The sequence below is a fragment of the Rickettsiales bacterium genome (assembly GCA_029252805.1).
Lineage (GTDB): Bacteria > Pseudomonadota > Alphaproteobacteria > Rickettsiales > JALZUV01 > JALZUV01.
In genome coordinates, this window is sequence record JAQXAR010000048.1 from 1 (window position 1) to 25,573 (window position 25,573).

Sequence of the window (25,573 nt, forward strand, 5' to 3'; positions counted from 1 at the left end):
GCCGTAGAACCCGCAATGAAATATTTTATCAACTCTAACTGCTTATTTCTCGATAACTTACAATGCTTTATATACATCAATAACTCCTAACAATTTAAATGTTAGGTGTCAGCCCCTATATTTAAGGATGAGATTAATGACACAAAAAAACCGGCGAGGTTTCCCAAGCCGGTCTTAATGAATCTTGCTGGATAAAACTAGTTAGCTAGTTTTTGGTCCAATGATTTTGCAGCAGCATCCGCAGCAGCATCTAACTCAGAAACTGCGATAGAAGAAGCTTCATCCGTCGCTTTTTCCATCATGCTATCTTTAGAGATAGTGCTTAGCTCGTCCGCAGCAGCTTCCGCTTTTTTCGCAGCGTCCATTGCATCAGTAGCAGTGTCCGTCACGCCTTTAGCCGCAGCATCAAGTGTGTCGGTTGCTGCGTCAGCTGTTGCTGTGGCAGCGTCTTTTACCATGTCGGTAGCAGAAGCTGCAGCATCAGTCGTTGCATCAACAGTAGAGTTGGCAGCATCAGCCGTAGCATCCATTGCGTCTTTCGCCATATCTGTCGTTGCGTCAGCAGCATCCGCAGCAGCAGAAACCGTTGCGTCCGCAGCGTCAGTTGCCATGTCAGCAGCAGAAGCCGCAGCATCTGTTGTTGCATCTACAGCGCTTGCAGCAGCGTCAGCCGTTGCATCAACAGCAGCGTCCGCAGCATCAACAGTTGCGTCCGCAGCATCTTTTGCCATGTCAGTGGTTGCCTTAGCAGCATCTGTAGCAGCCGTAGCCGTTGCATCTGCAGCATCAGAAACCATATCTGTTGCACTATTAGCCATATCAGCAGCACCATCAGTCACGTTGCTAGCCGCTTCAGTAATACCGTCTGTCAGGCTTTTGCCATCAGACATAGTGTTTAAGCCAATAATGGCAAAGGCAAGGATAATTGCCAAAATTACGATTGTAGTCGATTTCATACCAACCCTCTTTCTTTGTAGTTATTACTCGCCTTCTCTATAGAGTTTTTGACGAAAGTGAAGTGTTTTTTACGGATTTCGCTTGTGCTTTGCTTTATTAGGGCGTAGATAGGGAGCATAAGAGGTGGGCGAGAGTCCGCCTTTTCTTTTGGAGAATTTAAGGATTACCATGCAATTAAGTATTATACAGCAATCTATCGGACCGATCATCGAACCCAGCGTCGCGGCGATAGGCTATCGTTTGGTGCGCATCATTTGGCAAGGTAGCGAAAAGCGCCGCATCTTACAGATCATGGTTGAACGCTGCGATGGCGTGGATATGATGGTTGATGATTGCAGCGAGATTAGTCATATGGTTTCGGCTCTTTTAGATGTGAAGGACCCAATTGATGGTGCTTATGAGCTAGAAGTTAGTAGTCCCGGAGTCGATCGCCCATTGGTGAATGAGGCAGATTTTAACGATTATATCGGGCATGAAGTAAAAGTAGAGATGGCCATCCCGCAAGAGGGGCGTCGTCGTTTCCGTAGTGGTATTGCAGAAGTAAAAGACGGAATGGTGATATTGAAAAATGGCGGCGAAGTATTTGAACTGCCGTTAGATGAGATGTCCTCCGCAAAATTAGTGATGACCGATGAGCTAATGGAAGATTTAGCCCAACGGATGGAACAAAAAGTAGAAGACACTAAGCAAGAAGTAGAAGACAGTGATGAAGAGGTTGCAAACGTAACGTAAGGATCAGGGCTGCCGAGGGTTGACCTGCCGGGAGCCCGGCGAAGCATACACGACGAATGAGCGCCAATTTATTGGCTGCAAAAGAAAAAATTGAATAACGAGGTAACGATTATGGCTTTTGGTGGAACAGAATTAGTGCAAATTGCAGATGCAGTGGCACGTGAAAAAGGAATTGGTAAGGAAACCATTCTGGATGCAATGGAGAATGCGATTGAAGTCGCCGCTCGCCGTAAATACGGTGCTGAGCATGATATCCGTGCAGAGATGAACCCTAAAAGCGGCCGTATTTCACTTTATAAAGTGGTGACGGTTGTGGCAGATGATCATGAGTCAGAAGAAGATGATGATGACGAACTCAGAATCTTGCGTCTCTCAGAAGCGCAAAAAGACGATGCTGCATTAGAAGTGGGCTCTGAACTTAAGGATGAACTTCCTCCCATTGATTTTGGTCGTATCGCTGCACAAAGTGCAAAGCAAGTGATCGTACAAAAAGTACGTGATGCTGAGCGTGAAGTTCAGTTTGAAGAGTTTAAAGACAAAATGGGCGAGATCGCCTCAGGCGTCGTTAAGCGTATGGAATACGGTAACGTGATCGTTGATTTCGGTCGTACTGAGTGCATCATTCGCCGCGATCAGCTTATTCCGCGTGAGGCATTCCGTATGGGTGACCGCATCCGTGCTTATATTGCTGATGTTGATAAAGAGCGCCAAGGCCCCCAAATTTTCCTCTCTCGTACGCATCCTGACTTTATGAAGAAACTTTTCAGCCAAGAAGTTCCTGAGATTTACGATGGTTTGGTCGATATTAAAGCCGTTGCGCGTGATCCTGGTTCACGTGCGAAAATTGCGGTTTACACGCAAGATTCTAGCGTAAACCCAATTCTTGCTTGTGTCGGCGTACGTGGTTCACGTGTGCAGGCCGTGGTGAGTGAGCTCCAAGGCGAGAAAGTTGATATTGTTGAATGGTCTCCGGATCCAGCAACTTTCGTTGTAAATGCACTTTCTTCTGCTGAAGTTGCGAAAGTCGTGATCGACGAAGACAATAACCGTATCGAAGTGGTTGTGCCTGATGATCAGCTCAGCCTCGCCATTGGCCGTCGTGGTCAAAATGTTCGTCTTGCGTCGCAGCTTTGTGGCTGGCGCATTGATATTCTGACAGAAGATGAAGAGTCAGAGCGCCGCGCCGGTGAGTTTAACCGTATTACTGAAATGTTTGTGAATGCCCTGAACGTAGAGGAAGTGATTGCACATCTTCTCGTATCAGAAGGTTTCTCAAGCGTGGAAGAAGCGGCATTTGTTCCGGTTGAAGATCTCGCAAATATTGAAGGCTTTGATGAAGATATCGCGGGCGAGCTACAGTCTCGTGCGAAGGATTGGATTGAGCAACAACGTGTTGAAACACAAGAGAAATTGCGCGAAATGGGCGTGAGCGATGATTTGGTTGAATTTGAAGGTATTTCAAATGAAGATCTATTGAAGCTCGCTGATAATGGCGTGAAGTCGTTGGATGATTTTGCAGATCTTGCGCGCGATGAATATCGTGACTTCCTGCCAAAATCGCCATTGCATGATGATGAGATCGACGATTTGATCATGCGTGCACGTGCACATTGGTTTGATGATGAGGACAAGGGTGGAAAATCTGGATCCGAATAGTCACAGTTCAGAGTTAGAGGCAGCGCCGTACGGGGTTCCGATGCGGCGCTGTGTCGTTACGGAGGAATCCTTCCCGCGCGATACATTGCTGCGCTTTGTTGCCTCTCCTGAAGGACAGCTTGTTTTTGATGTGAAACGTAACCTTCCGGGGCGTGGAATCTGGGTTTATCCTCAGAAGACTCACGTGGAACAGGCGATTGAAAAGAAACTGTTTGCACGCGGCGCGAAACAAGCGGTAAAGGTGCCAGAAGATTTGCTGGAAAAGGTCGAAAAAGCATTAAAACGTAGAGTGTTAAGCTTGTTGCAGCGTGGGCTTCAAAGCCGCGAAATGGTCAATGGGTTTGAGAAAGTATCCTCGGCTTTACGGTCAGAAGAAACGCGCCTTTTGGTGCATGCAAATGATGCGAGTGATGATGGAGTTTCGAAGCTCAATAAGCTTGCTGCAGAGAATGTAATAATTATCCAACCCTGCTCGCGCGAAGAAATGTCGGAGGTGCTGAAAATCGCAAATCCGGTGCATTTATCGGTCAGATCAGCAGGATTAGCGAAATCAATTCGTCACTCCTATGACGTCTGGGCTGGATTTCTTCAAACGGATAGGTTATAAGCGCGAACGCACGAGTATAAAGGTTACCATGGTAGATAAAGATAATAGTTCAAAGTCGACGCTCAAAATTGGGCCAAGCAAACTTTCCCTAACCAAAACGGTTGAGGGCGGTAAAGTGACACAAAATTTCCAACGTGGTCGCTCTAAAACTGTGACGGTCGAGGTCCGAAAAACCCGTAATTACAGCCGTGATGGCGGCGAAATGAAGCGCGAAGCAGGCGCGACCCCTGGCTTAAGTGTACGTGAGCAAGAAGCTCGCATGAATGCTTTGAAAGCAGCTGAAGCCGCCAAAGGCGATAAAAAAGAAGTCAACCAACCGCCCGTGCAAGCCGCGGTGAAGGTTCGCGAAAAACACAAGTCTGACAGTGATATTATTGAACCTGAAAAGGCGATCATTGAGCCTCCTGTCGTAAAATCAAAGCCTGAAGCGAAAAAGAAAGCGGAGCCAACTAAAGCGGCTCCTTCGCATCCGACGCATAAGAAAGTGGATCATAAAGGCCCTAAGGGTGACCGTTCTAACAAGATGAAGTTAGGCAATGATGTGCGCCGTGGCGGTAAAATGACCGTGACTCAAGCACTCAATTACGGTGATGGTAAACGTCAGCGTTCACTTGCAGCGGTTAAACGTGCGCGTGAAAAAGCAAGACGCGCAGAATTAGGACTTGGCGATGAGTCGCGCGAAAAGCGTATTCGCGATGTGGTTGTGCCTGATGTTATTACGGTGCAAGAACTCGCTAATCGTATGGCTGAACGTGCAGTTGATGTCGTTAAAGAACTCATGAAAATGGGTTCGATGGTAACAGTGAATCAGGCAATTGACCAAGATACCGCAGAATTGATCGTGGAAGAATTTGGTCACCGTATCAAGCGTGTTTCCGACAGTGATGTCGAGAATGTTCTCGTGCAAGTGGACGAAGATAATGCGGAAGATCTAAAAGCACGTCCTCCTGTTGTGACAGTGATGGGCCACGTAGATCATGGTAAAACTTCACTGCTTGATGCATTGCGTAAAACTGATGTAGCAGCGGGCGAGGCGGGTGGTATCACGCAGCATATAGGTGCTTATCAAGTGGAAATGGCAAGCGGTGACAAGATTACTTTCCTTGATACTCCGGGTCACGAAGCTTTTACGGCTATGCGTTCACGTGGTGCACAGGCGACAGATATTGTTATCCTTGTAGTTGCAGCTGACGATGGCATTATGCCACAAACCGAAGAGGCGATTAATCACTCTAAGGCGGCAGGCGTTCCCATCATTGTTGCCATCAATAAGATGGATAAAGAAGGTGCTGATCCTGCTAAGGTGAAGAACGAACTGATGCAGCATGAGCTTGTTGCCGAAGAATTCGGTGGCGATACGATCATGATTGAAGTTTCAGCGATTAAAGGCACAAACCTTGATAAACTAGAAGAAGCGATTCTTCTGACGTCTGAAATGGCCGAATTCAAAGCCAACCCTGATCGTCGCGCAAGCGGTGTTGTGGTTGAGTCTAAAGTTGAGCCGGGTCGTGGTACCGTTGCGACAGTTCTCGTACGTAATGGTACGTTGAATGTCGGCGAAATTATGGTGGCGGGTGCCGCTTTTGGTAGAGTTCGCGCGATGATTGACGATAAAGGCAATCAGGTGAAACAGGCTGGACCTGCAATGCCGGTCGAAGTGCTTGGTCTGAATGAGCCACCTGAAGCGGGTGACGAAGTGGCAGCGGTTGAAGATGAGAAAACCGCTCGTGATATTACGGAATATCGTGCACAGAAGAATAAGAACCTTAAAGTCGCTGGTGGCATGCAAAGCATGGAGCAGCTCTTTGCTTCTGCTGGTAACTCGAAGAAACAAGAGCTTCCTCTTATCCTTAAGACGGATGTTCAGGGTTCAGCGGAAGCCATTACAGGCAGCCTCGCGAAGATGAATAACGACGAAATCTCGACTCGTGTGCTGCACGCGGCAGTGGGTGGTATTTCTGAATCGGATGTGGCGCTTGCGCAAACAACCGGGGCAAGCATCATCGCCTTTAACGTACGTGCAAATAAGCAAGCGAAACTGCTCGCAGATAAAGAAGGCATTGAGATTCGTTATTACTCTATCATCTATGATGTAGTGGATGAGATTAAAGCCTTGATGTCAGGCATGTTATCGCCACGTAAACAAGAGAACTTCATCGGTTACGCTGAAATTCGCGAAGTCTTCAATATTACCAAAGCCGGTAAGGTGGGTGGTTGTATGGTCACTGAAGGCGTGATGAAACGTGGTGCAGGCGTACGCTTGCTACGTGATGATGTCGTGATTCATGAAGGTACGCTCAAAACGCTCAAACGCTTCAAAGATGAAGTGAAAGACGTGAAGAACGGTGTTGAGTGTGGTATGGCGTTCGAAAATTATGAAGATATCAAAGCGGGTGATGTGATTGAAGCCTTCGAAATTGAAGAAGTCGATCGTACCGTGGATGAGGTCAATAAAGAAGAGGCCAAGAATAACGCAGCTAAAGCCAAAGCGGATAAAGCAGCAGCGAAAGCAGCTGCTAGCGCAGAAGCATAAGCGAGAGTGTCGTGCCGAAATTTAATAAAGATAAGTATCAGGCCAAAGGGGCATCACAGCGCCAACTGCGCGTAGGCGAAGAAATCCGTCACGGGCTGTCGGAGATTTTTATGCGAGGTGAGCTTGGCGATCCGCGTATCGAAGAAGCATCGATTACCGTATCAGAAGTGCGTATCAGCCCTGACTTGCGCAATGCAACGGCTTATGTAATGCCGCTAAATGGTGATAAAAAAGATGAAGTGCTGGAGCTGCTAAAGAACTCCAATGGCATGATTCGCACGCTGATCTCTAAAAAGATGAGTTTGAAATTCTCGCCGCGCGTCCATTTCAAACTTGATGGCAGCTTCGAAACTGCATCCCAAATTGATAGTCTCCTACGCGAAGCTAAAGAACGCTCTGCGGATGTAGAGGATGAAGAGTAGACTCGCCCCACATGCAACATGGCTGGCTCAATCTTAATAAACCGGAAGAAATGACCTCGGCTAAGGCGGTGTCGATTGTGAAGCGATTGCTCGGCGTGAAGAAAGTGGGGCATACGGGCACATTGGATCCATTGGCATGTGGCGTGCTGCCGCTAGCGATTGGCGAGGCGACAAAGCTCTCGCAATATGTGATGGCGGACCGTAAGAATTATCGATTTAGGGTAGAGTGGGGCAAGCAAACCGGCACGGATGACCGTGAAGGTGAAGTGATTGCTCAATCGGATAACCGTCCGACATTAGCGCAGGTGCAAGCGATCTTGTCTGAATTTACCGGTGAGATCATGCAGCGTCCACCTGACTTTTCGGCCATTAAGGTGGCGGGAGAGCGTTCTTACAAGAAAGCCCGTGAAGGGAAGAAGGTTGACTTACCTGCGCGCCCTGTCACGGTCTATGAGCTGCATGTAGAGGAGTCTAGCGCTAATGAGGTTACCTTCACCGTAATTTGCGGCAAAGGCACCTATGTGCGCTCTCTGGCGCGGGATATGGGTGAAAAACTGGGTTGTTATGGCTATGTAACATTCCTGCAGCGCTCGAGCGTCGGAATTTTTGATCTGAAGAGTGCAGTTTCGCTGGACTTAGTGGAAGAAGGGCAGTATGCACTGCCACTTGATTTTGGTTTAATGTCAATCGATGAGCCGCTGGACGACATCCTCGCGCTTAGATTTAAACCGGATCAACTCTATAGGCTGAACCAAGGCCAGTCTGCGTCTCCGCTTGCTGCGGCAAGAGAGTTTCGCGATGAAACGGTGCTGCGTTGTTACAATGCAATCACCGGAGAATTCGCGGCTTTAGGGAGGCCATCAGGCAGCTTGGTGAAACCGACTAGGGTGTTTAACCTGGGGAATTAACCCCGTACAATGTAATAGGAGAACCACGATGTCGATTACCCCAGAAAGAAAGCAAGAACTGCTTAAAGAATTCGCAACCGTTCCTAATGATACAGGCAGCCCTGAAGTTCAGGTGGCCGTTGTTTCTGAACGTATTAATAACCTGACTGAGCACTTCAAAACTCATAAGCATGACCATCACTCACGCCGCGGCCTATTGATTATGGTTGGTCGCCGCCGTCGCTTGTTGGATTATCTGAAACGTAAAGATGAGAAGCGCTATACCGCTCTTATCAAGAGCCTAGGCCTACGTAAGTAAGCAACAGTCTAATAAAATATACTAAAAGGCAGGGAGCGAGAGCTTTCCTGCCTTTTTTATTACTTCCCTTTTGGCGCTAAAAGGGCTATAACGCGCGCGTTCATAAAGGATAAATTAAAGAGAGAAACATACGATATGTTTAAAGTTACGAAAAAAGAAATTCAATGGGGTGGACGTACCCTAACAATGGAAACCGGAAAAATTGCACGCCAAGCTGGTGGTGCTGTTAAGATTTCCTACGGTGACACGGTACTCTTATGTACGGCAGTGGCACAGAAAACTCCTAAGACTGGGATCGATTTTTTCCCGCTCACGGTAAATTACGTTGAGAAAACCTATGCTGCTGGTAAAATTCCAGGTGGCTTCTTCAAACGTGAAGGTCGTCCTTCAGAAAAAGAAACTCTGACGAGCCGTTTGATTGATCGTCCGATTCGCCCGCTATTCCCAGCTGGCTTCTATAACGAGACTCAAGTGATTTGTACGCTTATCTCGCATGACCTTGAAAATGATCCAGATATCGTAGCGCTCGTGGGTGCCTCAGCGGCTTTGACGATCTCAGGTGTTCCGTTCATGGGCCCAATCGGTGGCGCGCGTGTGGGTTACATTGATGGTGATTATGTGATCAACCCGACTTTCTCTGAAATGGAAGATTCTGACTTGGATCTTATCGTATCAGCGACAAAAGATTCAGTGATGATGGTTGAGTCTGAAGCGAAAGAGCTTTCTGAAGAAGTTATGCTTGGCGCGGTTAAATTTGGTCATGATGAAATGCAGCCAGTTATCGATATGATTATCGAATTGGCTGAAGAATGTGCGAAAGAGCCATGGGTGATTGAGAAGAAAGAACTCGATTCTAAACTTCAAGATGGCATCCGCAAGCTTGCTGCTGATAAATTCAGCGAAGCTTATGGCCTAACGGATAAGCAAGAGCGTAGTACGCGTCTTGCAGAAATCCGCGACGAAGTTAAAGCTGAATTCGTAACCGAAGAAAACGCCGGTGATTCAGTCGCTATCGGAAAATTCGTGAAATCTTTAGAGAGCGACGTGGTACGTGGCGATCTTATCAAAACGAAGAAACGTATTGATGGACGTGGCCCTGCTGATGTTCGGGATATCGCTTCAGAAGTTGATTTGCTTCCGAAAACTCACGGTTCAGCATTGTTCACACGTGGCGAGACTCAAGCGCTTGTTACGGCAACGCTTGGTACGGGCCAAGATGAGCAACTGGTTGATTCAGTTGAAGGTGAATATCGTCAGAACTTCATGCTTCACTATAACTTCCCTCCATTCTCAGTGGGCGAGGCGGGCTTCTTGAAGTCTCCTGGTCGTCGTGAAATTGGTCATGGTAAGCTAGCATTCCGTGCGATTAACCCAATGATGCCTTCTAAGGATGAATTCCCTTACACGGTTCGTATGGTGTCTGAGATCACAGAATCTAACGGTTCCTCTTCGATGGCGACTGTTTGTGGTACGTCTCTGGCAATGATGGATGCGGGTGTTCCTTTGAAAGCTCCTGTTGCGGGTATCGCAATGGGCTTGGTTAAAGAAGGTGACGATTTCGTGGTCCTTTCTGATATCCTCGGCGATGAAGATCACCTCGGTGATATGGACTTTAAAGTTGCAGGTACCAATGATGGTGTAACTGCACTTCAAATGGACATTAAAGTAGCCGGTATCACGCAAGAGATCATGCAAATCGCATTGGATCAAGCAGGTGAAGGTCGTAAATACATCCTTGCTGAAATGAGCAAAGCGATGACGACTGCACGTGACGAAGTGAACGGCAATGCGCCACGCATCACGACAATCAAGATCGATCCTGAGAAGATTCGTGAAGTGATTGGTACAGGCGGTAAAGTGATTCGCGAAATCACTGAAACCACGGGTGCTAAAATCGATATCGAAGAAGATGGTACGATTCGCGTTGCTGCGGTTGATGGTGATGCAGGCCAAGCGGCTGTTGATTGGATTAACGGTATTGTACAAGAGCCAGAAGCAGGCGAAATCTATACGGGTAAAGTGGTTCGGATCGTAGATTTCGGTGCATTCGTAAACTTCATGGGCAGCAAAGACGGTCTGGTTCACATCAGTGAAATCAATGATGATCGTGTTGAAAGCGTTGCTGACGTTATCTCAGAAGGCGATGAAGTGAAAGTTAAGTGCATCGAGATTGATGGTCGCGGTAAGGTTCGCCTTTCTATGCGTCTCGTAGATCAAGAGTCTGGCGCTGACCTTTCTGACGAAAAAGAGCCGCCTAAAGCTGCACCTTCAGGTAAGCGTGATAGTGGGCCTCGCCGTCGCAAAGAAGCAAGCTAATACGCTTTATCATGTCACGGCTAGGCTGACTTTGTTGCCTAGCCGTGAATGAAAATAATGCAGTAAGCGTTACAGAAATTTGACAAAACCGGGCTAAATGCTCGGTTTTGTTTTTTTTGAGAGAATTTCATGTTATGCTAATGGATGAATAATTTTATCAAGAAGTTTCGAAAAAATAAAGACGGTTCTGTTCTGATTGAAATGGCATTTATCTTGCCGATGTTTCTTTTTCTTACATTAGCGATCTTCGAATTTGCAATTATCTTTTTTTATAGCTTCGTGCTGGAAAGCGCGATGTATAATGTGACTCGCTTTGCAAAAATTCAACCTAATCCTACAGTGGTAGAGCAACAAGTGCGCGATCTGATCGGTCAAAAGTCGCTTGGGTTAATGGATCCAAATAAAGTGATTATCACGACGGCGTTGAATGTTGATTTTGAAGATGATTGGGAAAATGCAGAACCCGAAAAATGCGTCGACCCTACAAATAGCAATGCTGTGATTCCAGGCTCTACTTGCGCCAACACCAATGAATGTAATGGGTTTTGGTTGGATGTTAAATACCCAAGCGAGTGTAATATCGGCCCACCACCTCTGCAATTAGGTGCTCCCGGAGATATCATTTCCTATGTGGCTTTTTACAAGAAACCTTTATTTACTCCAGGTTTAGGTTTGTTCATTCTTCAAGATGCTGGAAGCTTCTTAAACTCTAGTTCAAGTGCTGGAGAATCTTGGCATCTAATTTCATCTGCCACAGTCACTCGTAACGAACCATAGAAGGCCGATAAATGAAAAAAATGAGTCATTTCTTCAAAGATAATCAAGGGGTTGTGCTGATAGAATTTGCATTCATTTTGCCAATTCTCTTGTTGCTAACCTTTCCGATGATTGATTATGCACGTTATGTGTTATTGCAGCAAAAAATTATCAAAGTGGCCTATGTATTGGGAGATTCAATCACCATTTCCAATCCAATCGATGTGGCTACAACTGCTGTAGATGTTGCTGCCGACCCAACCTATTTTCAGCAGCTTCTTTTAGATGATCCGAATGGCCCTGACCTTATCGATACGCTTCCTCAATTAATGCTTCCATTCCGTGAAGCGCCGAATGAGAACCTGTGGCAAGTAGTTATTAGTTATGTATATAAGCCAGATCCGGGGACTCCACCGCAATTAATGTGGCAGTATGATGAGGATAGCCGTAGCTTTACTGCTGGTTCGCGGGTTTCAAATATAGGAATTGTTTCAGGGTTTACGAGCCCTATCGATGCAACGCTTCCGACCGAGCTTATTAATACAATGGCATCTACAGAAGGATTAATTGTCGTTGAAGTAACGGGACGTCATAACCCCATCAGCCCTGTTATGGGTGCTTTAGGTATTCCGTTCGTAAGTGCTGAGGACCTTCAATATACGTCTTACATGCGGACTCGTTATGGTGATTTACAGTATATGTGGGCTAATAACTGCCCACCAACCAGTACGGTTTGCCCTTAAGCAAAGAATCTTTCAATAATTGTAGAGATAAAAAAAGCCGCCCGGTAAGGAGCGGCTTTTTTGTGTTTAGAAGTCTATCAGCTTATGCAGCAGCAACTTGCTTCTTCAGTACATCGAGCAACTTATCAGTCGCTTTAGTGATGTCTGTTTGTTCAGCAGCGGCGAGTTCGCCCACAATACGGCTGAAGGCTGATTCATAAATCATACGCTCTGAGTATGAACGTTCTGATTGATCAACATTCTTGTGCAAGTCACGAACCACTTCAGCAACAGAGATTAGGCTGCCAGAATTGATCTTTGACTCATATTCTTGCGCACGACGGCTCCACATGCCACGGCTTGTTTTTGCGCGGCCTTGTAGGGTACGGAATGCTTTTTCGATTTGTGTCATGTTACTAATGCCACGTAGGCCAGCAGTATGTGCGCGGGCTACAGGGACACGTAGTGTCATTTTGTCTTTTTCGAACGAGATGACAAAAAGTCTGAGCGTCATGCCGCTAACTTCTTGGGTATCTTCACCCATAATTTTGCCAACACCGTGAGTTGGGTATACGACATAGTCACCAATATTGAATTCAGTTGCTGTTTTTTTAGCAGGTGAAGTGGTTTTCTTCGTCATGTGGTTACACTCTCTCTTAGGGGCCTAGAAGGCCTGATTATTATCATTATATACGAGGGGTTATTTATCGGAATACACGTGGGAACTGTTGCCCTAACCCGACTACCCTGCCAATAGTATAGCAAAAAATGGCGATAAATTCACTAAATATTTACACTTTTAGCGTAATAGTGCAGTCGAGATTAAGAATTAAGCGTCGCCGGAGCCGGCTTTCTCACTGAAAAAGCTCATTTTATCGGGTATTCCATCAAATTCCTTCGCTTCAGGTAATTCGTCTTTTTTCTGAGTAATATTAGGCCAAACCTCTGAAAATTTACGATTATGTTCCACCCAATCTATATTTTCTTCGGATTCAGGGTGGATTGCTTCAGCAGGGCATTCGGGTTCGCAAACGCCGCAATCGATACATTCATCTGGATTGATGACGAGCATGTTTTCGCCCTCATAAAAACAGTCTACGGGGCAGACTTCAACACAGTCTGTGTATTTGCAGCGAATGCAGTTATCGTCAACGATGAATGTCATGCGCCTGCTATAACTATAGCTGAGGCTGAAATCAAGTATTAGCGACAGATTGGGCGCGGAATTCGACCCGCAAGGACGGTATTGATATCCGATTGGTGTTTTTTTAGGGCATGACTGACAGACGGTTGATCTAAAATCGGCTTTAATTGCTGGAAGCAGATAATGGCAGCTTTGGTTTCAGCCTGTGCGGCATAATATTGCACTGCCTTATAGGCGCTCGCCTCATTTTTATTGCGACAATAGCCTTCAACTCGTTGGATGGCATTGAGTAATTTAGGTTCTAATCTATCCATCGTCGATTGATCTAGGTACTGAGTCATGCAGCCTTTTAGGGCCGATACGGCTAGCTGGATCGCGATAGGTTGCGTGGACACATCCGGTATTCTCTTCGTGCCTTGTGCAAGGGCAGGGGAGGAGCGTTGCCGTTAAAAATAGGAGAGTCATAAGTTTCATGAATCTACTATAGCAAATAAAGATGAACGCTTCATGACAAAAGAAAAGCCGCTCAAAGGCGACTTCTCTTATTATATTGGTAGGTAGGCTTACGGGTTAATAATGTAAGTCACTTCAACGCGGCGGTTTTGTGGTTCTTTAACGCCATCTGCTGTCGGTACAAGAAGGTCAGTCTCACCGCGAGCAATGGTATCCATCGCATTCGCGTTTACACCCATGTTAGAGAGTGCATGTTCAACTGAGCTAGCACGACGTTGTGAAAGTCCCATATTATAGTCATCGCCACCCGAAGCGTCGGCATGACCAACAACCTGGATAGAAACAGCATTACCTGCGCGAGAATCCTCTGCTGCTTGTGCTAGAATGGCACGAGCATCACCTGTGACACGCGTATCATCAAGATCGAAGAAGATAATGTATGTACGAGAGATAGGAGCAGCCAATGACTCCGGTGCCGAAGCAAAGCCACTATCAGCAACCATGACGGGATCGTAAGCCGAGTCAACCATATCGCTTGGACGAGGTGCTCGCGCATGCGCTGGCATATCGCCTGAAAGGTTAACTCTCAAACCCAGCATGATGTTGCTGCTATCATAGTCCGCATCCACTTTGATATTGCTCTCCGTTGAGAAGTTAGGATCAGCGGCGTGAAAATATTGGTAGTTCATGTAAAGATCGGCCTTGTCGCTCAAGGCATAACTGATGCCTGCGATACCTTGGAAGGCAGGAGTAAAGTCTGAATCGTCGACGCGTGTGCCGCTAAGAAGGCCTGCTTTATCGTGACGAACCAATGCACCACCAGCACCGACACCAATATAAGTGTCAATATTGCTATCGGTCAATTCAAGATCGAATAGTAAGTTAACCATTGCGCTGTAAACTTCTGTATCGCCTTCTGCGTCAACATTGGCAATTTGATCTACCTTATTAGCACGGTAACCAAGTTCGATTTCATTACGGAAGCCGTTGTCATATTTATAACCGAGTGTACCGGCGCCAACAAAGCCTGCATCATGTTCAAACTCGCTATCGAAGCCATTTCCATTAATGTCATCGCCATGAATGATATTGGCACCACCTCCAACACCAATATAGAAACCTTCGCTTTGAGCAAGGGCTGGGCTGGCAAAGAGAGTGAGTACGGATGCAGATGCAAGGAGTAATTTACGGTTCATGGTTTTCCCAATAACGTTGTTATTTTTATTAAACTTATTCAAGGCAAGGTTTAGAGGCAATTGCGAACCATCTCAACCCGTAATACGTACTAGCCTTTATAAAAAATGCGTTGCGCTTATGCACCATTAATTGAGGGGAGCAAGAATCATCACAGCCTGACGGCCTTCCATCTTAGGAAGAGTCTCAACGCGTGCGACTTCTTTGGTCTCTTCTTTCACGCGGTTCAAAACATCCATCCCTAAGTGCTGATGTGCCATTTCACGTCCACGGAAGCGGAGTGTCACTTTGACTTTGTCACCATTATCGAGGAATTTATGCATTTGTTTCATCTTGGTGCCAAAATCATGGTCATCAATACTAGGTCGCACTTTGATCTCTTTAAGCTGAACGGTCTTTTGTTTCTTACGCGCTTCAGCGGCTTTCTTCTGCGCTTCGTACTTATACTTACCGTAATCAAGGACCTTACATACAGGAGGTTCCGCATTAGGGGAAACTTCGACAAGATCTAGACCCGCTTCACGTGCGTGTTTAAGCGCATCTTCGATAGGCACAACGCCCACCATTTCACCTGAAGCACCAACGAGGCGTACTTTCTCTGATGAGATTTTTCCGTTTACCCGTGGGCCGTGATCTTTTTTGCTGTTATATGCCATGTATTTCCTTGTAGCAGTTAATCGTTAAATAATCCTTTAGAGGATTCGTTAGTTATGGGAAGGCGGTTTTGCCTCTCCGGTAAATTTTCCGATCGCGTCATCGAGTGACATAACCTTTTGTCCTTGTTGGCCGAGGGTGCGGATAGAGACGGATTTTTCGTCCTTCTCACGATTGCCGACCGCAATGATATACGGAATCTTCTGATTTGAATATTCACGTACCTTATAGTTAATCTTTTCGCTCGTCAGGTCCGCTTGCGTGCTAATACCAACCGCGTTTAGCTTGTCCGTTACTTCCTGCGCGTAATCATCGACTTCATTGGTGATAGGGGCGACGATGACTTGTGTTGGCGCGAGCCAGAAGGGGAACTTGCCCGAATATTCTTCGATCAAAATACCGATGAAGCGCTCTAATGAGCCAAGAATCGCGCGGTGAAGCATCACAGGGCGATGTTTATCATTATCTTTGCCCACATAATTGGCGTCTAAGCGTTCAGGGAGGACGAAATCGACTTGAAGCGTGCCACATTGCCAATCACGGCCAATTGCATCACGTAGAACAAATTCTAGCTTGGGGCCGTAGAACGCGCCTTCGCCGGGATTTAGTGTGTAGTCAAGACCAGTTGCTTCGACGGCATCGCGCAAGCTGCTCTCGGCTTTATCCCAGACATCATCTGATCCTGCGCGCGTTTCTGGACGGTCAGAGAATTTCACCATGACTTCTTCAAAGCCAAAATCTTTATAGACGGACTTTAGCAAGTTGCAGAAAGATATAGTCTCTTCGGTAATCTGATCTTCGGTACAGAAGATATGTGCATCATCTTGCGTAAAGCCGCGAACACGCATCAGGCCGTGCAGTGCACCGGAGGGTTCGTTGCGGTGGCAGGTGCCGAACTCTGCCATACGAAGGGGCAGATCGCGGTAGCTTTTGATGCCTTGATTAAATATCTGTACGTGACAGGGGCAGTTCATCGGCTTCATGGCGAGCGTGCGTTCTTCATCCGATTCTGACGTGAACATATTCTCGCGGAATTTATCCCAATGGCCTGATTCTTCCCATAGACGGCGATCTACTAGCATCGGCGTGTTGACTTCTTGATAGCCTGCGATGCGTAAACGTCCGCGCATGTATTCTTGAATTTTGCGGTAAACCGTCCAGCCTTTATCATGCCAGAAGGGAATGCCAGTGGCTTCTTCTTGTAAGTGGAAGAGATCTAGCTCTTTACCTAACTTACGGTGATCGCGGGCATTGGCTTCTTCAAGACGAAGGAGGTATTTCTTTAGATCCTTAGGCGTCGGCCATGCAGTGCCATAGATACGCTGGAGCTGCTTATTCTTGCTATCGCCGCGCCAGTATGCACCGGCGACTTTGGTTAGTTTATAAGCGGGCGCGATCTTTGTCAGGCTGGTGACATGGGGGCCACGGCATAAATCGATAAACGCATCGTCGTCATCACCTTGGCGGTAGAGCGAGATTTTCCCCGCTTCGGTCGTATCATCTGCGGCGGCACCTTTGATGAGTTCGGCTTTGTAGCTTTCGCCTCGTGCTTCGAACATCGCAATGGCTTCTGAACGATCCCACATTTCGCGAGAGACAGGCGCTTGCGTACCAATAATCTCAGCCATTTTGGCTTCAATCTTGGCGAAATCATCAATGCTGATGCTCTCTTTTAAGTCGACATCGTAATAGAAACCGTCATCAATGGTCGGGCCGATGGCGAGCTTTGCTGCAGGCCAGAGTTGTTTGATCGCCTTAGCGAGAACTTGCGCGGTCACACTGTGACGCATGATTTCCAGACCTTCTTCATCGCGTAGGGTCAGAAGTTGAATCTTATCGCCATTTTGCAATGTTGCAGACAGGTCACGTTGCGTGCCGTTGACTTTCATCGCGATAGCGGCTTTCGCCAAGCCCGCGCCAATAGATTCCGCTACTTGCAGCCCAGTAGGTGCAGTATCAAACTCTTTGTGAGATCCGTCAGGGAGGGTAATGCTAACCATACCAGAAGTATTCTGCGAGAGTGCAGGCATTAGGATGTGGTTGCGAAGCATATTATATTCATGTCTGCAATGTAAAACTGCGGCTTCTAGAGTCAAGCGTTAGTTTAATGCTTCTTGTTAACGAAAGGTTAGAACTTTCCCCTTATGGTGCCAGTATGAGACCCCTTGTATCGCGTACATTCAAAGCAGGCACTGTCATCTTCCATGAAGGGGATGGACCTGGAGCGGCGTATCTTGTGAAAACAGGAACCGCGCGCGTGACCGTAAGCGGTGCACCAGAGGCGCATGAATTGGCCATTGTCGGAGGTAATAGTATCTTCGGTGAGATGTCACTGGTGGATGGATCGCCACGCTCGGCCACGGTGACCGTGATTGAAGACATGGAATGCTATGTTATCGATAAAAGTCGCTTTAACGAATTGTTCGAGGGCGCGCACCCAATTGCGAAGACGTTATTTGAGATCCAATGCCAGCGTTTACGTAAATTGACACAAACCTTGAGCAGTACTCAAAGCTAATTTTGCTGTTTATACAGTTCTCGCGTTTTTGCTAAACGCATCGTGCGCCAAAAGGCGTAGAATAACGAATGCACGAACCCTTCAGAGCCAAATCGCCAGTACCCCCGCCCAAAATAAGCTTTAGGGAACATTACAAACGGTTCCAACACTAAACGTAAGGCGCTTACTTTCTTTCCACGAGCGACATTATCTTTGGCCTGCTGGCCAGAGTAAAAATTCATTTTCTCATTCATGTGAGCGTAGTTACGAAAGCCTGAATGGTGAATCGGAGCCTCTATCCGAAGGGTTGACAGGGAATCGGTTTTGTCGATGACTGAGTCGTGGACGATGCTCTCTTTAAAGCCCGCCTTATCCTTAGGGTAGAGTCTTACGAAGAATCCGGAAGGGGAAAACTTGCGAGGTTTATCTTCAAACGGGAAAACCATCGTGTTGCGGATCGCATAGAGCGCATCTTTAGGCTCGCCGTTTGCGAAGAGTGTTTTGATATGCTCGATCAAGTCCGGCGAACAAGCCTCATCCGCATCCAAATTCAGCAGCCAGCGATTTTTGCATAGATTCTCGCAGAAAACTTTCTGCGGCCCATAACCCGGCCATTCGTTGAAGAGTACCTGCGTCGCCCCTAGCTCTTTCGCCTTATCCATCGTGCCATCGGTAGAGCCACTATCGACCACGATCACCTCATCCACCCAATCCTTGGTCGATTCAATCGGTAAGTGAATACGATCTGCCTCATTCTTGCAGATAATGAAAACGGAGAGAGGGAATTTATTGTCCATGCATGTTTCCTAATGGTTTTCATTGTTAAAAGCACTATGAAAGAAGGATGCGCCCAACCGAACTTGATAACTGGTTTTTTAGTCTTCGCCATTTACGCGGGGTGGGGGATAAGGGCTATGAACAGCTTCAGCAGCTGTTGAAGCGTGATGCGCCTTGCGTGCGGGATCTGTTGATGCATCTGCCGGTCGATGTGGTGGATCGCTCAATGACGAGCCATATTACCGAGAAATCTGAAGGGCAGGTGGTGACGTTGCAGCTGGTGATTGATAATCATTATGCCGCGCCGCAGGGGCGCCGGCGAGTGCCGTATCGCATTGCGTGCCATAATGAGCAAATCACGCTGAATCTTATCTTTTTTAATGCCAAGGGCGATTATCTGAGTCGTACCTTTCCAGAAGGGCAAGTGCGCTTAGTTTCGGGCAAGCTAGAGCAAGGCAAACAAGGCTGGCAGATTGTACATCCGCAAATGGTGGCGCGCCCTGAGCAGGAAGAGCCGCTGGCGAAATTAGAGCCGATTTATCCGCTGACTCAAGGGTTGCATCATCGTAAATTGCTGGAGCTGATGACGCAATCGGTGATACAGGCGGATAAGATACCGGAATGGCTCGACCCTGAATGGAAGAAGAGCCAGGGGTGGCGGTGCTTCTATCGTAGCTTGCGTTTGATTCATGAGCCGCAGGAACGCGCTGATATCAGCAGTAATAGCCCTTATTTCCAACGCCTTATTTACGATGAACTACTAGCCAGTCAGCTCACGCTTACTCTCGTGCGCGAGAAAATGCAGCGTAGCGCGCATGCGCCGATGATTGCGCCGCAAGGAGTGTTACGTCAGCAGTTAATAGAGAGCTTGCCCTTTACGCTCACCGGCGGACAGCAGGAAGTGCTTGGCGAAATCGATGATGATATGGCTAGCGGTAAGCGGATGCTGCGCTTGCTGCAAGGTGATGTGGGTAGCGGTAAGACTGTGGTCGCGCTGGCTGCGATGCTAGCGGTGGTTGAAGCGGGCGGGCAGGCGGCATTGATGGTGCCAACAGAGATTTTGGGGCGCCAGCATTTGGCCGCGTTTAAGAAGGTGCTGGAATCTCTGGAGATCCCAGTGGCGTTACTGTCGGGCTCCTGCGAGCCGGCGGAGCGCGCGCGCGTGATGGCGCAAATGGAGAGTGGAGAATTACCGATCGTAATTGGCACGCATGCTGTGTTTCAGGATTCTGTCACGTTCAAGAATCTCATGCTCGCGGTGGTGGATGAGCAACATCGTTTTGGTGTAAATCAGCGGCTGAAACTGGCCGATAAAGGGCAGGGTACGCACATGCTGCTCATGTCTGCGACGCCGATTCCGCGGAGTCTCACCATGACGCTGTTTGGCGATATGGAGGTATCGATCTTGCGCGAAAAGCCGGCAGGCCGACAGGAAATCAAAACTAGCGCCATGCCGCTCGCACGTTATGAGAAGGTGATGCAATCGGTGGAGCAGGCGTTGGCGCGTGGCGAGAAAATCTATTGGATATGCCCACTGGTTGAAGGCTCGGAAGAGATGGAAACGGATTTGGCGGCGGCGGTGGAGCGTCACCGTGAATTTGCGGTTCGATTTAAGCATTTGACCAATGCGACCCTCGTACATGGCCGCATCAAAGGCGAAGAACGCGAGATTGAAATGCAGCGCTTTGCGAATGGAGATTCCCGCTTGCTGGTGGCGACGACCGTGGTTGAGGTGGGGGTCGATGTGCCCGATGCGACGATTATGGTGATCGAACATGCCGAGCGTTTCGGTCTGTCACAGTTGCACCAGCTACGTGGGCGTGTCGGGCGGAGTGACAAAGCCTCCAGCTGCTTGCTGCTTTATGCGGATAAAGTCGGTGAAACGAGCCGGGAACGACTCAAGGTGATGCGCGAGAGTAATGACGGTTTCTATCTGGCGGAAGAGGACCTTCGCTTGCGTGGAAGTGGCGAGATATTAGGCACACGCCAAAGCGGCATGCCCGCCTTCCATTTTGCCGAACTCCCGCGCGATCAAGTGCTACTAAAAGCCGCACGTGACGAGGTGAAGCTCATTTTGCATAACGATATAGACCTGGAAACCGAACGGGGTAAGCGATTGCGAATGCTGCTCTATCTGTTCGGACAGGATGAGAAGCTACGCTTTTTGAAGAGCTAACTTCAGCACTTCTTTGGCCGCTATTTGTGAGGGCGGTTGGCCACTTTCGGGGATGAGTTGTGCGAGGGCTGCTTGGGCTTCTTCAATCTGCTTATCGCCCATCTCATTGCTGGAGAGGAAGCCGGAAAGCTTCGTCGCCAATTTATCAGGATGGCACTTCTCTTGTATTAATTCCGGGATAGCCTCGCGGTTTAGTAGGAGATTGACGAGGCTGACATATTTTACCTTAATCATCCGGCGCAATAGCCAAGCGGTGATGGCGGATACACGGTAGGTGACGACCATCGGCACGCGCGCACAGGCAAGTTCAAGTGTGATCGTGCCTGATTTTACGAGCGCTACGGTGGCGGCGGCAAAGGCATCATGCTTCTCGTCTTGCTCGGTCACAATGATGGGATGACCCGGCCAATCCTCTAAATGTTCCTGAATCTCATGTTCCATATTCTTGGGCACAATGATTACTTCGGCTAAGCCGCCGAAACGCGCGGCAAGCAGTTCGAGTGTTTGCTGAAAAATCGTAAGATGCCGACGAATCTCTGTCGTGCGGCTCCCCGGTAGCAGCAGCATGAGAGGCGCGCCGGGTAAGATGCCGTGCTTTTCGCGGAAGGCTTGGCCGTCTGCTCGAGTGTAGTCATCCTCAAGTACCGGATGGCCGATGAAAGTGGTGGAGAGGCCTTCGCGCTCAAAATAAGGCGGTTCGAAGGGAAGTAGAACGAGAAGTTTATCGAAAAGCGTCGCCACTTTTTCGGCACGTTTAGGTTTGTAAGCCCAAACCGTCGGCGCGACATAATGCAGGAACTTGATGTTATCGACTTTACCCGATTCGCGTAGCTGCTTGACCAGACGGAAGTTGAAGCCCGGTGAATCAATGGTGACAACGATCTCAGGTTGTTTGGCGATAATGTCGTCACGCACTTGTGCCATACGACGTTTGAGTTTGCGGATATGCGGTAGCACTTCCGCAAAACCCATAAGTGAGAGCTCGCTAAAATCAAAGAGAGGGGCTAGCCCCTGCGCGCCCATCTTAGGACCGCCAAGCCCGGAGAAGGTGAGCTCAGGGTGTATCTTCTTTAGCGCCATCATGAGCTTCCCACCGAGTAAATCACCGGAAGATTCGCCGGCAACGAGGTAGATATGGGGCGTGCTTTCCATACTATATGCCTATCACAAACAGGTCGTGCTTGTCAGCTAGGGCGATGGTTTTTTCGCGATGTAGGATGAGGGAATGTTCCGCTTCGAGCACTACGCCCGCGAATTGGCCTGCTACAAGTGCTTTGATGGTATCAGGACCAATGGTGGGTAAGTCAACACGCCGCTCTTGCTGCGGTTTCTTCATTTTAGCAAGGATTGCGCCTTGAGCGATGCCAACACGTTTAATGAGGGCATCGGTGCCGGTGCTATCTTCCGCTGCGAGGATTTTATCGTTTTGGATGATGACCGCTTGGCCTATATCTTTAGCGCCTAAATCACGCGCCGCTTTGGCGGCGAAAGTGACTGAATCCAAATCGTGTGGTGTGGCTTGAGTCAGGCAGGCTTTAGGGGTTAGCAGGTCTTTTAGAATTTCATCGGCACCAATGATTTGGAAGCCTTGTTTTTCTAAAATCCGAGTGATGGCTTTGAACAAAGCATTATCGCCCCGGAAGAAAGACATTCCAAGTTGGCAAAACATTTTCAAGGCTAGTAGAGAAGGGCGTAATGTGTGTAAAGGCGGGCGGGAAACGCCTCCAGCCATGATGATATGGGTGACGCCTTGTGCGCGGAAAATAGGCAAGGATTGTGCAATCTCGCCCATGCCAAGCCAAGCGTGTGGAGTATCGGATACGAGCGCTGAGCGTGCGTGGTTTTTGACTGCGATAGTAAAGACCTCGCGTGATTGCGATTTAAGAGCCTCTAGGATGAGCGCGGGAAGATCACCCTGTCCGGCAATAAGCCCGACTTTGCGCATGGTTAGCTCGCCTTAGGAACGCAGATGGAACGTGAACCTGCATTCTCAATAAAGTCGATCACTTCTTGGACTTGCTCGTTTTGGCTATGCGAGGATTTCACCTGCTTGCTGCGCGCCTCAAGTGTATCATTCGCGGCGAAGAGTTCTTTATAGGCGTTGCGTAAACCGTGGATCGCATCGCGTGAGAAGCCGCGGCGTTTTAGGCCGATAAGGTTGAGGCCAGCAAGGTTCGCGCGTTCGCCAATGACAGAGCCGTAAGGGATAACATCATGTTCAACGCCGGATAGGCCGCCGATGATGGCATGTTTGCCGATGCGTACGAATTGGTGAACCGCAGCGAGACCGCCAATGATGGTATGATCGTCTACTTCAACATGGCCCGCAAGTGTCGCGTTATTGGCAAGGATCACGTGATTGCCCACTTTGCAATCATGCGCGATATGGCTGGCGACCATGAACAGGCAGTTATCGCCGATAATGGTTTCAGCGCCGCCATCGCCCGTGCCCGGGTTTATGGTGACATGTTCGCGGATGGTGTTGTTCTTGCCGATGGTGAGCGTTGTTTTCTCACCTGAAAATTTCAGATCCTGCGGCGCATGGCCGAGGCTAGCGAAAGGATAGATCACGGTGCCGTCGCCAATGGTCGTGTGACCCTCAATTGCGACATGGCTTTTGAGCGTGACGTTATCGCCAAGCACGACATTTGCACCGACGCAGCAGAACGCACCGACAGTGACGTTATCACCAAGTGTTGCGCCCTGTTCAATGACGGCGTTGGAATGGATGTTTTGGCTCACGCTTAATCCAACATAATCATGGCTTGGACTAAAGCCTCAGCGACTTTTACGCCGTCAACGGTTGCGACACAGTCGAATTTCCAAACATTGCGCCGCGCTTGGGTTTTTACGACGAGAATCTCAATCGTGTCGCCAGGACCAACGGGTTTGCGGAATTTCGCTTTATCGACCGACATGAAGTAAACGAGCTTGCCTTCAGCCTCATCGCCAAGTGTATGTACTACAAGGGCGCCTGAGGTTTGCGCCATCGCTTCGATGATCAACACGCCCGGCATAACCGGTTTTTCAGGGAAGTGACCGACGAAGAAAGGTTCGTTGATCGTTACGTTTTTGACACCCACAGCACTTTCGCCTGAAACGATATTTTTCATTTTATCGATCAATAGGAAAGGGTAGCGGTGCGGAATCATCCGCATGATGTCATTTACGTCTAATACAAGATCTTCGCTCATATCATTCACTCTTTAGTTGGTTTTCGATTTTATAAGTTTTTTAATCGCAATCGTCTGACGATGCCAGTCTTTTACGGGAATAGCAGGGGCGCCGCCATACGCTTGTCCAGAAGGTATGTCATCCATGACACCCGACTGTGCGGCGATACGTGCGCCTGCACCAATGCGTAAATGGCCTGAAACACCGACTTGTCCGCCCAGTACCACGCCATCGCCGATATGAGTGCTGCCGGCAATGCCGACTTGGCTGACAATAATAGCGCCCTGACCGATTTGAACATTATGGCCGATTTGCACAAGATTATCGATTTTGGTGCCAGCGCCAACCGTTGTGTCAGGGCCTGTGCCACGGTCGATGCAGGTGCCAGAGCCTATTTCGACGTAATCTTCAATCACGACACGACCAAGTTGTGGCACTTTGACATGGCCTTCGCGGCCCATGGCGAAACCGAAACCGTCTTGGCCGATATTCACGCCGCGATGTAGGATGACCTGATTGCCAAGAATCGTATGGCTCACGGTGCTGCAGGCGCCAATTTGGCAGTCTTGGCCAATCATCACGCCACGATCAATAAAGCTGCCCGCGCGGATGATGGTGTTCTCGCCAATTTCTACATTTTCGCCAATGAAAACATGCGCTTCAATGGCACATCCTTTGCCAATTTTGGCGCTAGGAGAGATCGTTGCATGTTCGGAGATGCTAGGTTCCAACTGAGCGCGAGGATAGAAGGCTTGTGCCAAGAGCGCATAAGCACGGTAAGGGTCTGGCGTGATGAGCGTGACCATGCCTTCCGGCGCGCGATCTGCGAATTTTTCTTTCACAAAGCAAGCGCCCGCAGAGGATTTCTCGAATTGCCCAACATATTTAGGGTTATCGAAAAAGCTAATCTGTGTGACTTCAGCTCTATCAAGCGGTGCAATATCTTCAAAGCTGGTTGACGGATCGGTTGAATCGGTCAACGTCACTCTACTTATGGAGGCAACTTGCTCCAAAGTAAAAGGGCCCTTGCGGTCAAAGAAACGTAAATCTGCCATTAAACGACTCTAGAAATTTACTTTCACGCTAGGAAGTTTTTTGTTCAATTTACCCAATACTTCTTTGGTGATGTTCATTGATGGGTCTGCATAAAGGAGCTGCGATGTAGGTAGAACAACCTTCACGCCACGTTCTTTCGCAATGCCTTCAACAATAGTGACAACGGTTTTTTGGATGGTTGCAAGGGCCGCGGCGAAGGCTTTATCGAGCTTGGCTTTCTTGGTTGAAACATCACGTTGTGCTTTCGCCGCGCTGGTACGGAAAGATTTTACTTTCTTTTGGAACTCAGCGGCTGAGAGCGTGCTTTGCTGAGCTGCAAGGGCTTTCTCTTTGCTTTGCAGATCTTTTTCTTTCTTAGACATTTCGTTTTGGAAAGATTTTTGTTTCGCTTCAAGCTTCTTCTTTACCGATTTAGCGGCGAGAGAATCACGCATAATATCTTGGATATTGATCACGGCGATACCATCAAGTGCTTGTGCAAAGCTGAGTGGCAGGCAAGCCAGTATAAATGCCATAAAGACGGTGGTAAGTTTCATCGGTT

General features: G+C 48.2%; 25 protein-coding genes and 1 pseudogene. 12 read left to right on the forward strand and 14 right to left on the reverse strand.

The genetic code is table 11. The features are described from left to right. Window positions 1–197: 197 nt before the first annotated feature. Window positions 198–956, reverse strand: coding sequence for a hypothetical protein (locus P8P30_09475; GenBank protein MDG1287773.1), 759 nt, complete (start codon window positions 954–956; stop codon window positions 198–200). A gap of 169 nt (window positions 957–1,125) precedes the next feature. On the opposite strand from P8P30_09475, the gene rimP reads away from it, so the two are divergent. The 10 genes and pseudogenes from rimP to P8P30_09525 all read left to right on the forward strand — a co-directional run bounded on the left by rimP (window position 1,126) and on the right by P8P30_09525 (window position 11,928). Continuing rightward, the gene (gene rimP / locus P8P30_09480) at window positions 1,126–1,689 is read left to right on the forward strand and encodes a ribosome maturation factor RimP (protein ID MDG1287774.1); all 564 of its coding nucleotides are present in this window, start codon (window positions 1,126–1,128) and stop codon (window positions 1,687–1,689) included. A gap of 111 nt (window positions 1,690–1,800) precedes the next feature. Further along, window positions 1,801–3,345 (forward strand): transcription termination factor NusA, encoded by a 1,545-nt coding sequence (gene nusA, locus P8P30_09485; protein MDG1287775.1) that lies wholly within the window; start codon window positions 1,801–1,803, stop codon window positions 3,343–3,345. After that, the gene (locus tag P8P30_09490) at window positions 3,323–3,952 is read left to right on the forward strand and encodes an RNA-binding protein (protein ID MDG1287776.1); all 630 of its coding nucleotides are present in this window, start codon (window positions 3,323–3,325) and stop codon (window positions 3,950–3,952) included. The genes nusA and P8P30_09490 overlap by 23 nt, the downstream gene beginning before the upstream one ends. 28 nt (window positions 3,953–3,980) lie before the next feature. After that, a pseudogene (infB, locus tag P8P30_09495) lies at window positions 3,981–6,392 on the forward strand (translation initiation factor IF-2). A 104-nt stretch (window positions 6,393–6,496) separates the two neighbouring features. After that, window positions 6,497–6,907 carry a 30S ribosome-binding factor RbfA gene (gene rbfA / locus P8P30_09500; protein MDG1287777.1) on the forward strand — a complete coding sequence of 137 codons (411 nt, stop codon included), beginning with the start codon at window positions 6,497–6,499 and terminating at the stop codon, window positions 6,905–6,907. A gap of 11 nt (window positions 6,908–6,918) precedes the next feature. Beyond that, window positions 6,919–7,815 (forward strand): tRNA pseudouridine(55) synthase TruB, encoded by an 897-nt coding sequence (gene truB, locus P8P30_09505; GenBank protein MDG1287778.1) that lies wholly within the window; start codon window positions 6,919–6,921, stop codon window positions 7,813–7,815. 28 nt (window positions 7,816–7,843) lie between these two features. Beyond that, complete coding sequence (gene rpsO, locus P8P30_09510; GenBank protein ID MDG1287779.1) at window positions 7,844–8,113, forward strand: 30S ribosomal protein S15; 270 nt, start codon at window positions 7,844–7,846, stop codon at window positions 8,111–8,113. A 135-nt stretch (window positions 8,114–8,248) separates the two neighbouring features. After that, complete coding sequence (gene pnp / locus P8P30_09515; GenBank protein MDG1287780.1) at window positions 8,249–10,429, forward strand: polyribonucleotide nucleotidyltransferase; 2,181 nt, start codon at window positions 8,249–8,251, stop codon at window positions 10,427–10,429. A 144-nt stretch (window positions 10,430–10,573) separates the two neighbouring features. Next, on the forward strand, window positions 10,574–11,206 hold the full coding sequence (locus P8P30_09520) for a TadE/TadG family type IV pilus assembly protein (GenBank protein ID MDG1287781.1): 633 nt from the start codon (window positions 10,574–10,576) through the stop codon (window positions 11,204–11,206). A gap of 11 nt (window positions 11,207–11,217) precedes the next feature. Next, complete coding sequence (locus tag P8P30_09525; protein MDG1287782.1) at window positions 11,218–11,928, forward strand: pilus assembly protein; 711 nt, start codon at window positions 11,218–11,220, stop codon at window positions 11,926–11,928. Between the two features lie 82 nt (window positions 11,929–12,010). Here P8P30_09525 and P8P30_09530 read toward each other — a convergent pair whose 3' ends face one another. From P8P30_09530 to thrS, 6 genes are all read right to left on the reverse strand, one after another. Next, complete coding sequence (locus P8P30_09530) at window positions 12,011–12,547, reverse strand: CarD family transcriptional regulator (GenBank protein MDG1287783.1); 537 nt, start codon at window positions 12,545–12,547, stop codon at window positions 12,011–12,013. Between the two features lie 189 nt (window positions 12,548–12,736). Then, window positions 12,737–13,072, reverse strand: coding sequence for a ferredoxin family protein (locus P8P30_09535; protein ID MDG1287784.1), 336 nt, complete (start codon window positions 13,070–13,072; stop codon window positions 12,737–12,739). Between the two features lie 38 nt (window positions 13,073–13,110). Further along, on the reverse strand, window positions 13,111–13,446 hold the full coding sequence (locus P8P30_09540) for a hypothetical protein (GenBank protein MDG1287785.1): 336 nt from the start codon (window positions 13,444–13,446) through the stop codon (window positions 13,111–13,113). Between the two features lie 168 nt (window positions 13,447–13,614). Further along, window positions 13,615–14,700: an outer membrane beta-barrel protein gene (locus P8P30_09545; protein MDG1287786.1), complete on the reverse strand. Its 1,086-nt coding sequence runs from the start codon at window positions 14,698–14,700 to the stop codon at window positions 13,615–13,617. 126 nt (window positions 14,701–14,826) lie between these two features. After that, entirely contained in the window at window positions 14,827–15,354 is a 528-nt protein-coding gene (infC, locus tag P8P30_09550) for a translation initiation factor IF-3 (GenBank protein MDG1287787.1), read from the reverse strand. Window positions 15,355–15,402: 48 nt separating this feature from the next. Next, window positions 15,403–17,352 carry a threonine--tRNA ligase gene (gene thrS / locus P8P30_09555; GenBank protein ID MDG1287788.1) on the reverse strand — a complete coding sequence of 650 codons (1,950 nt, stop codon included), beginning with the start codon at window positions 17,350–17,352 and terminating at the stop codon, window positions 15,403–15,405. A gap of 155 nt (window positions 17,353–17,507) precedes the next feature. On the opposite strand from thrS, the gene P8P30_09560 reads away from it, so the two are divergent. After that, window positions 17,508–17,870 carry a cyclic nucleotide-binding domain-containing protein gene (locus P8P30_09560; GenBank protein ID MDG1287789.1) on the forward strand — a complete coding sequence of 121 codons (363 nt, stop codon included), beginning with the start codon at window positions 17,508–17,510 and terminating at the stop codon, window positions 17,868–17,870. Here P8P30_09560 and P8P30_09565 read toward each other — a convergent pair. Beyond that, window positions 17,867–18,646 (reverse strand): glycosyltransferase family 2 protein, encoded by a 780-nt coding sequence (locus P8P30_09565; GenBank protein MDG1287790.1) that lies wholly within the window; start codon window positions 18,644–18,646, stop codon window positions 17,867–17,869. The two genes, P8P30_09560 and P8P30_09565, sit on opposite strands and share 4 nt — an antisense overlap. Before the next feature lie 47 nt (window positions 18,647–18,693). On the opposite strand from P8P30_09565, the gene recG reads away from it, so the two are divergent. Continuing rightward, a complete protein-coding gene (recG, locus tag P8P30_09570; protein MDG1287791.1) occupies window positions 18,694–20,802 on the forward strand; it encodes an ATP-dependent DNA helicase RecG in 2,109 nt (702 codons plus the stop codon). On the opposite strand, the gene lpxB is transcribed toward recG, so the two are convergent. The 6 genes from lpxB to P8P30_09600 are packed head-to-tail and all read right to left on the reverse strand — an operon-like array spanning window position 20,782 to window position 25,568. Next, window positions 20,782–21,954, reverse strand: a complete 1,173-nt coding sequence (gene lpxB, locus P8P30_09575) for a lipid-A-disaccharide synthase (protein MDG1287792.1) — start codon at window positions 21,952–21,954, stop codon at window positions 20,782–20,784. The genes recG and lpxB overlap by 21 nt on opposite strands. A 1-nt stretch (window position 21,955) precedes the next feature. Beyond that, a complete protein-coding gene (gene lpxI / locus P8P30_09580; GenBank protein MDG1287793.1) occupies window positions 21,956–22,747 on the reverse strand; it encodes a UDP-2,3-diacylglucosamine diphosphatase LpxI in 792 nt (263 codons plus the stop codon). 2 nt (window positions 22,748–22,749) lie between these two features. Continuing rightward, on the reverse strand, window positions 22,750–23,544 hold the full coding sequence (lpxA, locus tag P8P30_09585) for an acyl-ACP--UDP-N-acetylglucosamine O-acyltransferase (GenBank protein ID MDG1287794.1): 795 nt from the start codon (window positions 23,542–23,544) through the stop codon (window positions 22,750–22,752). Window positions 23,545–23,546: 2 nt separating this feature from the next. Continuing rightward, the gene (gene fabZ, locus P8P30_09590) at window positions 23,547–23,996 is read right to left on the reverse strand and encodes a 3-hydroxyacyl-ACP dehydratase FabZ (GenBank protein MDG1287795.1); all 450 of its coding nucleotides are present in this window, start codon (window positions 23,994–23,996) and stop codon (window positions 23,547–23,549) included. Window positions 23,997–24,008: 12 nt separating this feature from the next. After that, window positions 24,009–25,031 (reverse strand): UDP-3-O-(3-hydroxymyristoyl)glucosamine N-acyltransferase, encoded by a 1,023-nt coding sequence (lpxD, locus tag P8P30_09595; GenBank protein MDG1287796.1) that lies wholly within the window; start codon window positions 25,029–25,031, stop codon window positions 24,009–24,011. 9 nt (window positions 25,032–25,040) lie between these two features. Further along, window positions 25,041–25,568: an OmpH family outer membrane protein gene (locus P8P30_09600; GenBank protein ID MDG1287797.1), complete on the reverse strand. Its 528-nt coding sequence runs from the start codon at window positions 25,566–25,568 to the stop codon at window positions 25,041–25,043. Window positions 25,569–25,573 lie beyond the last annotated feature (5 nt).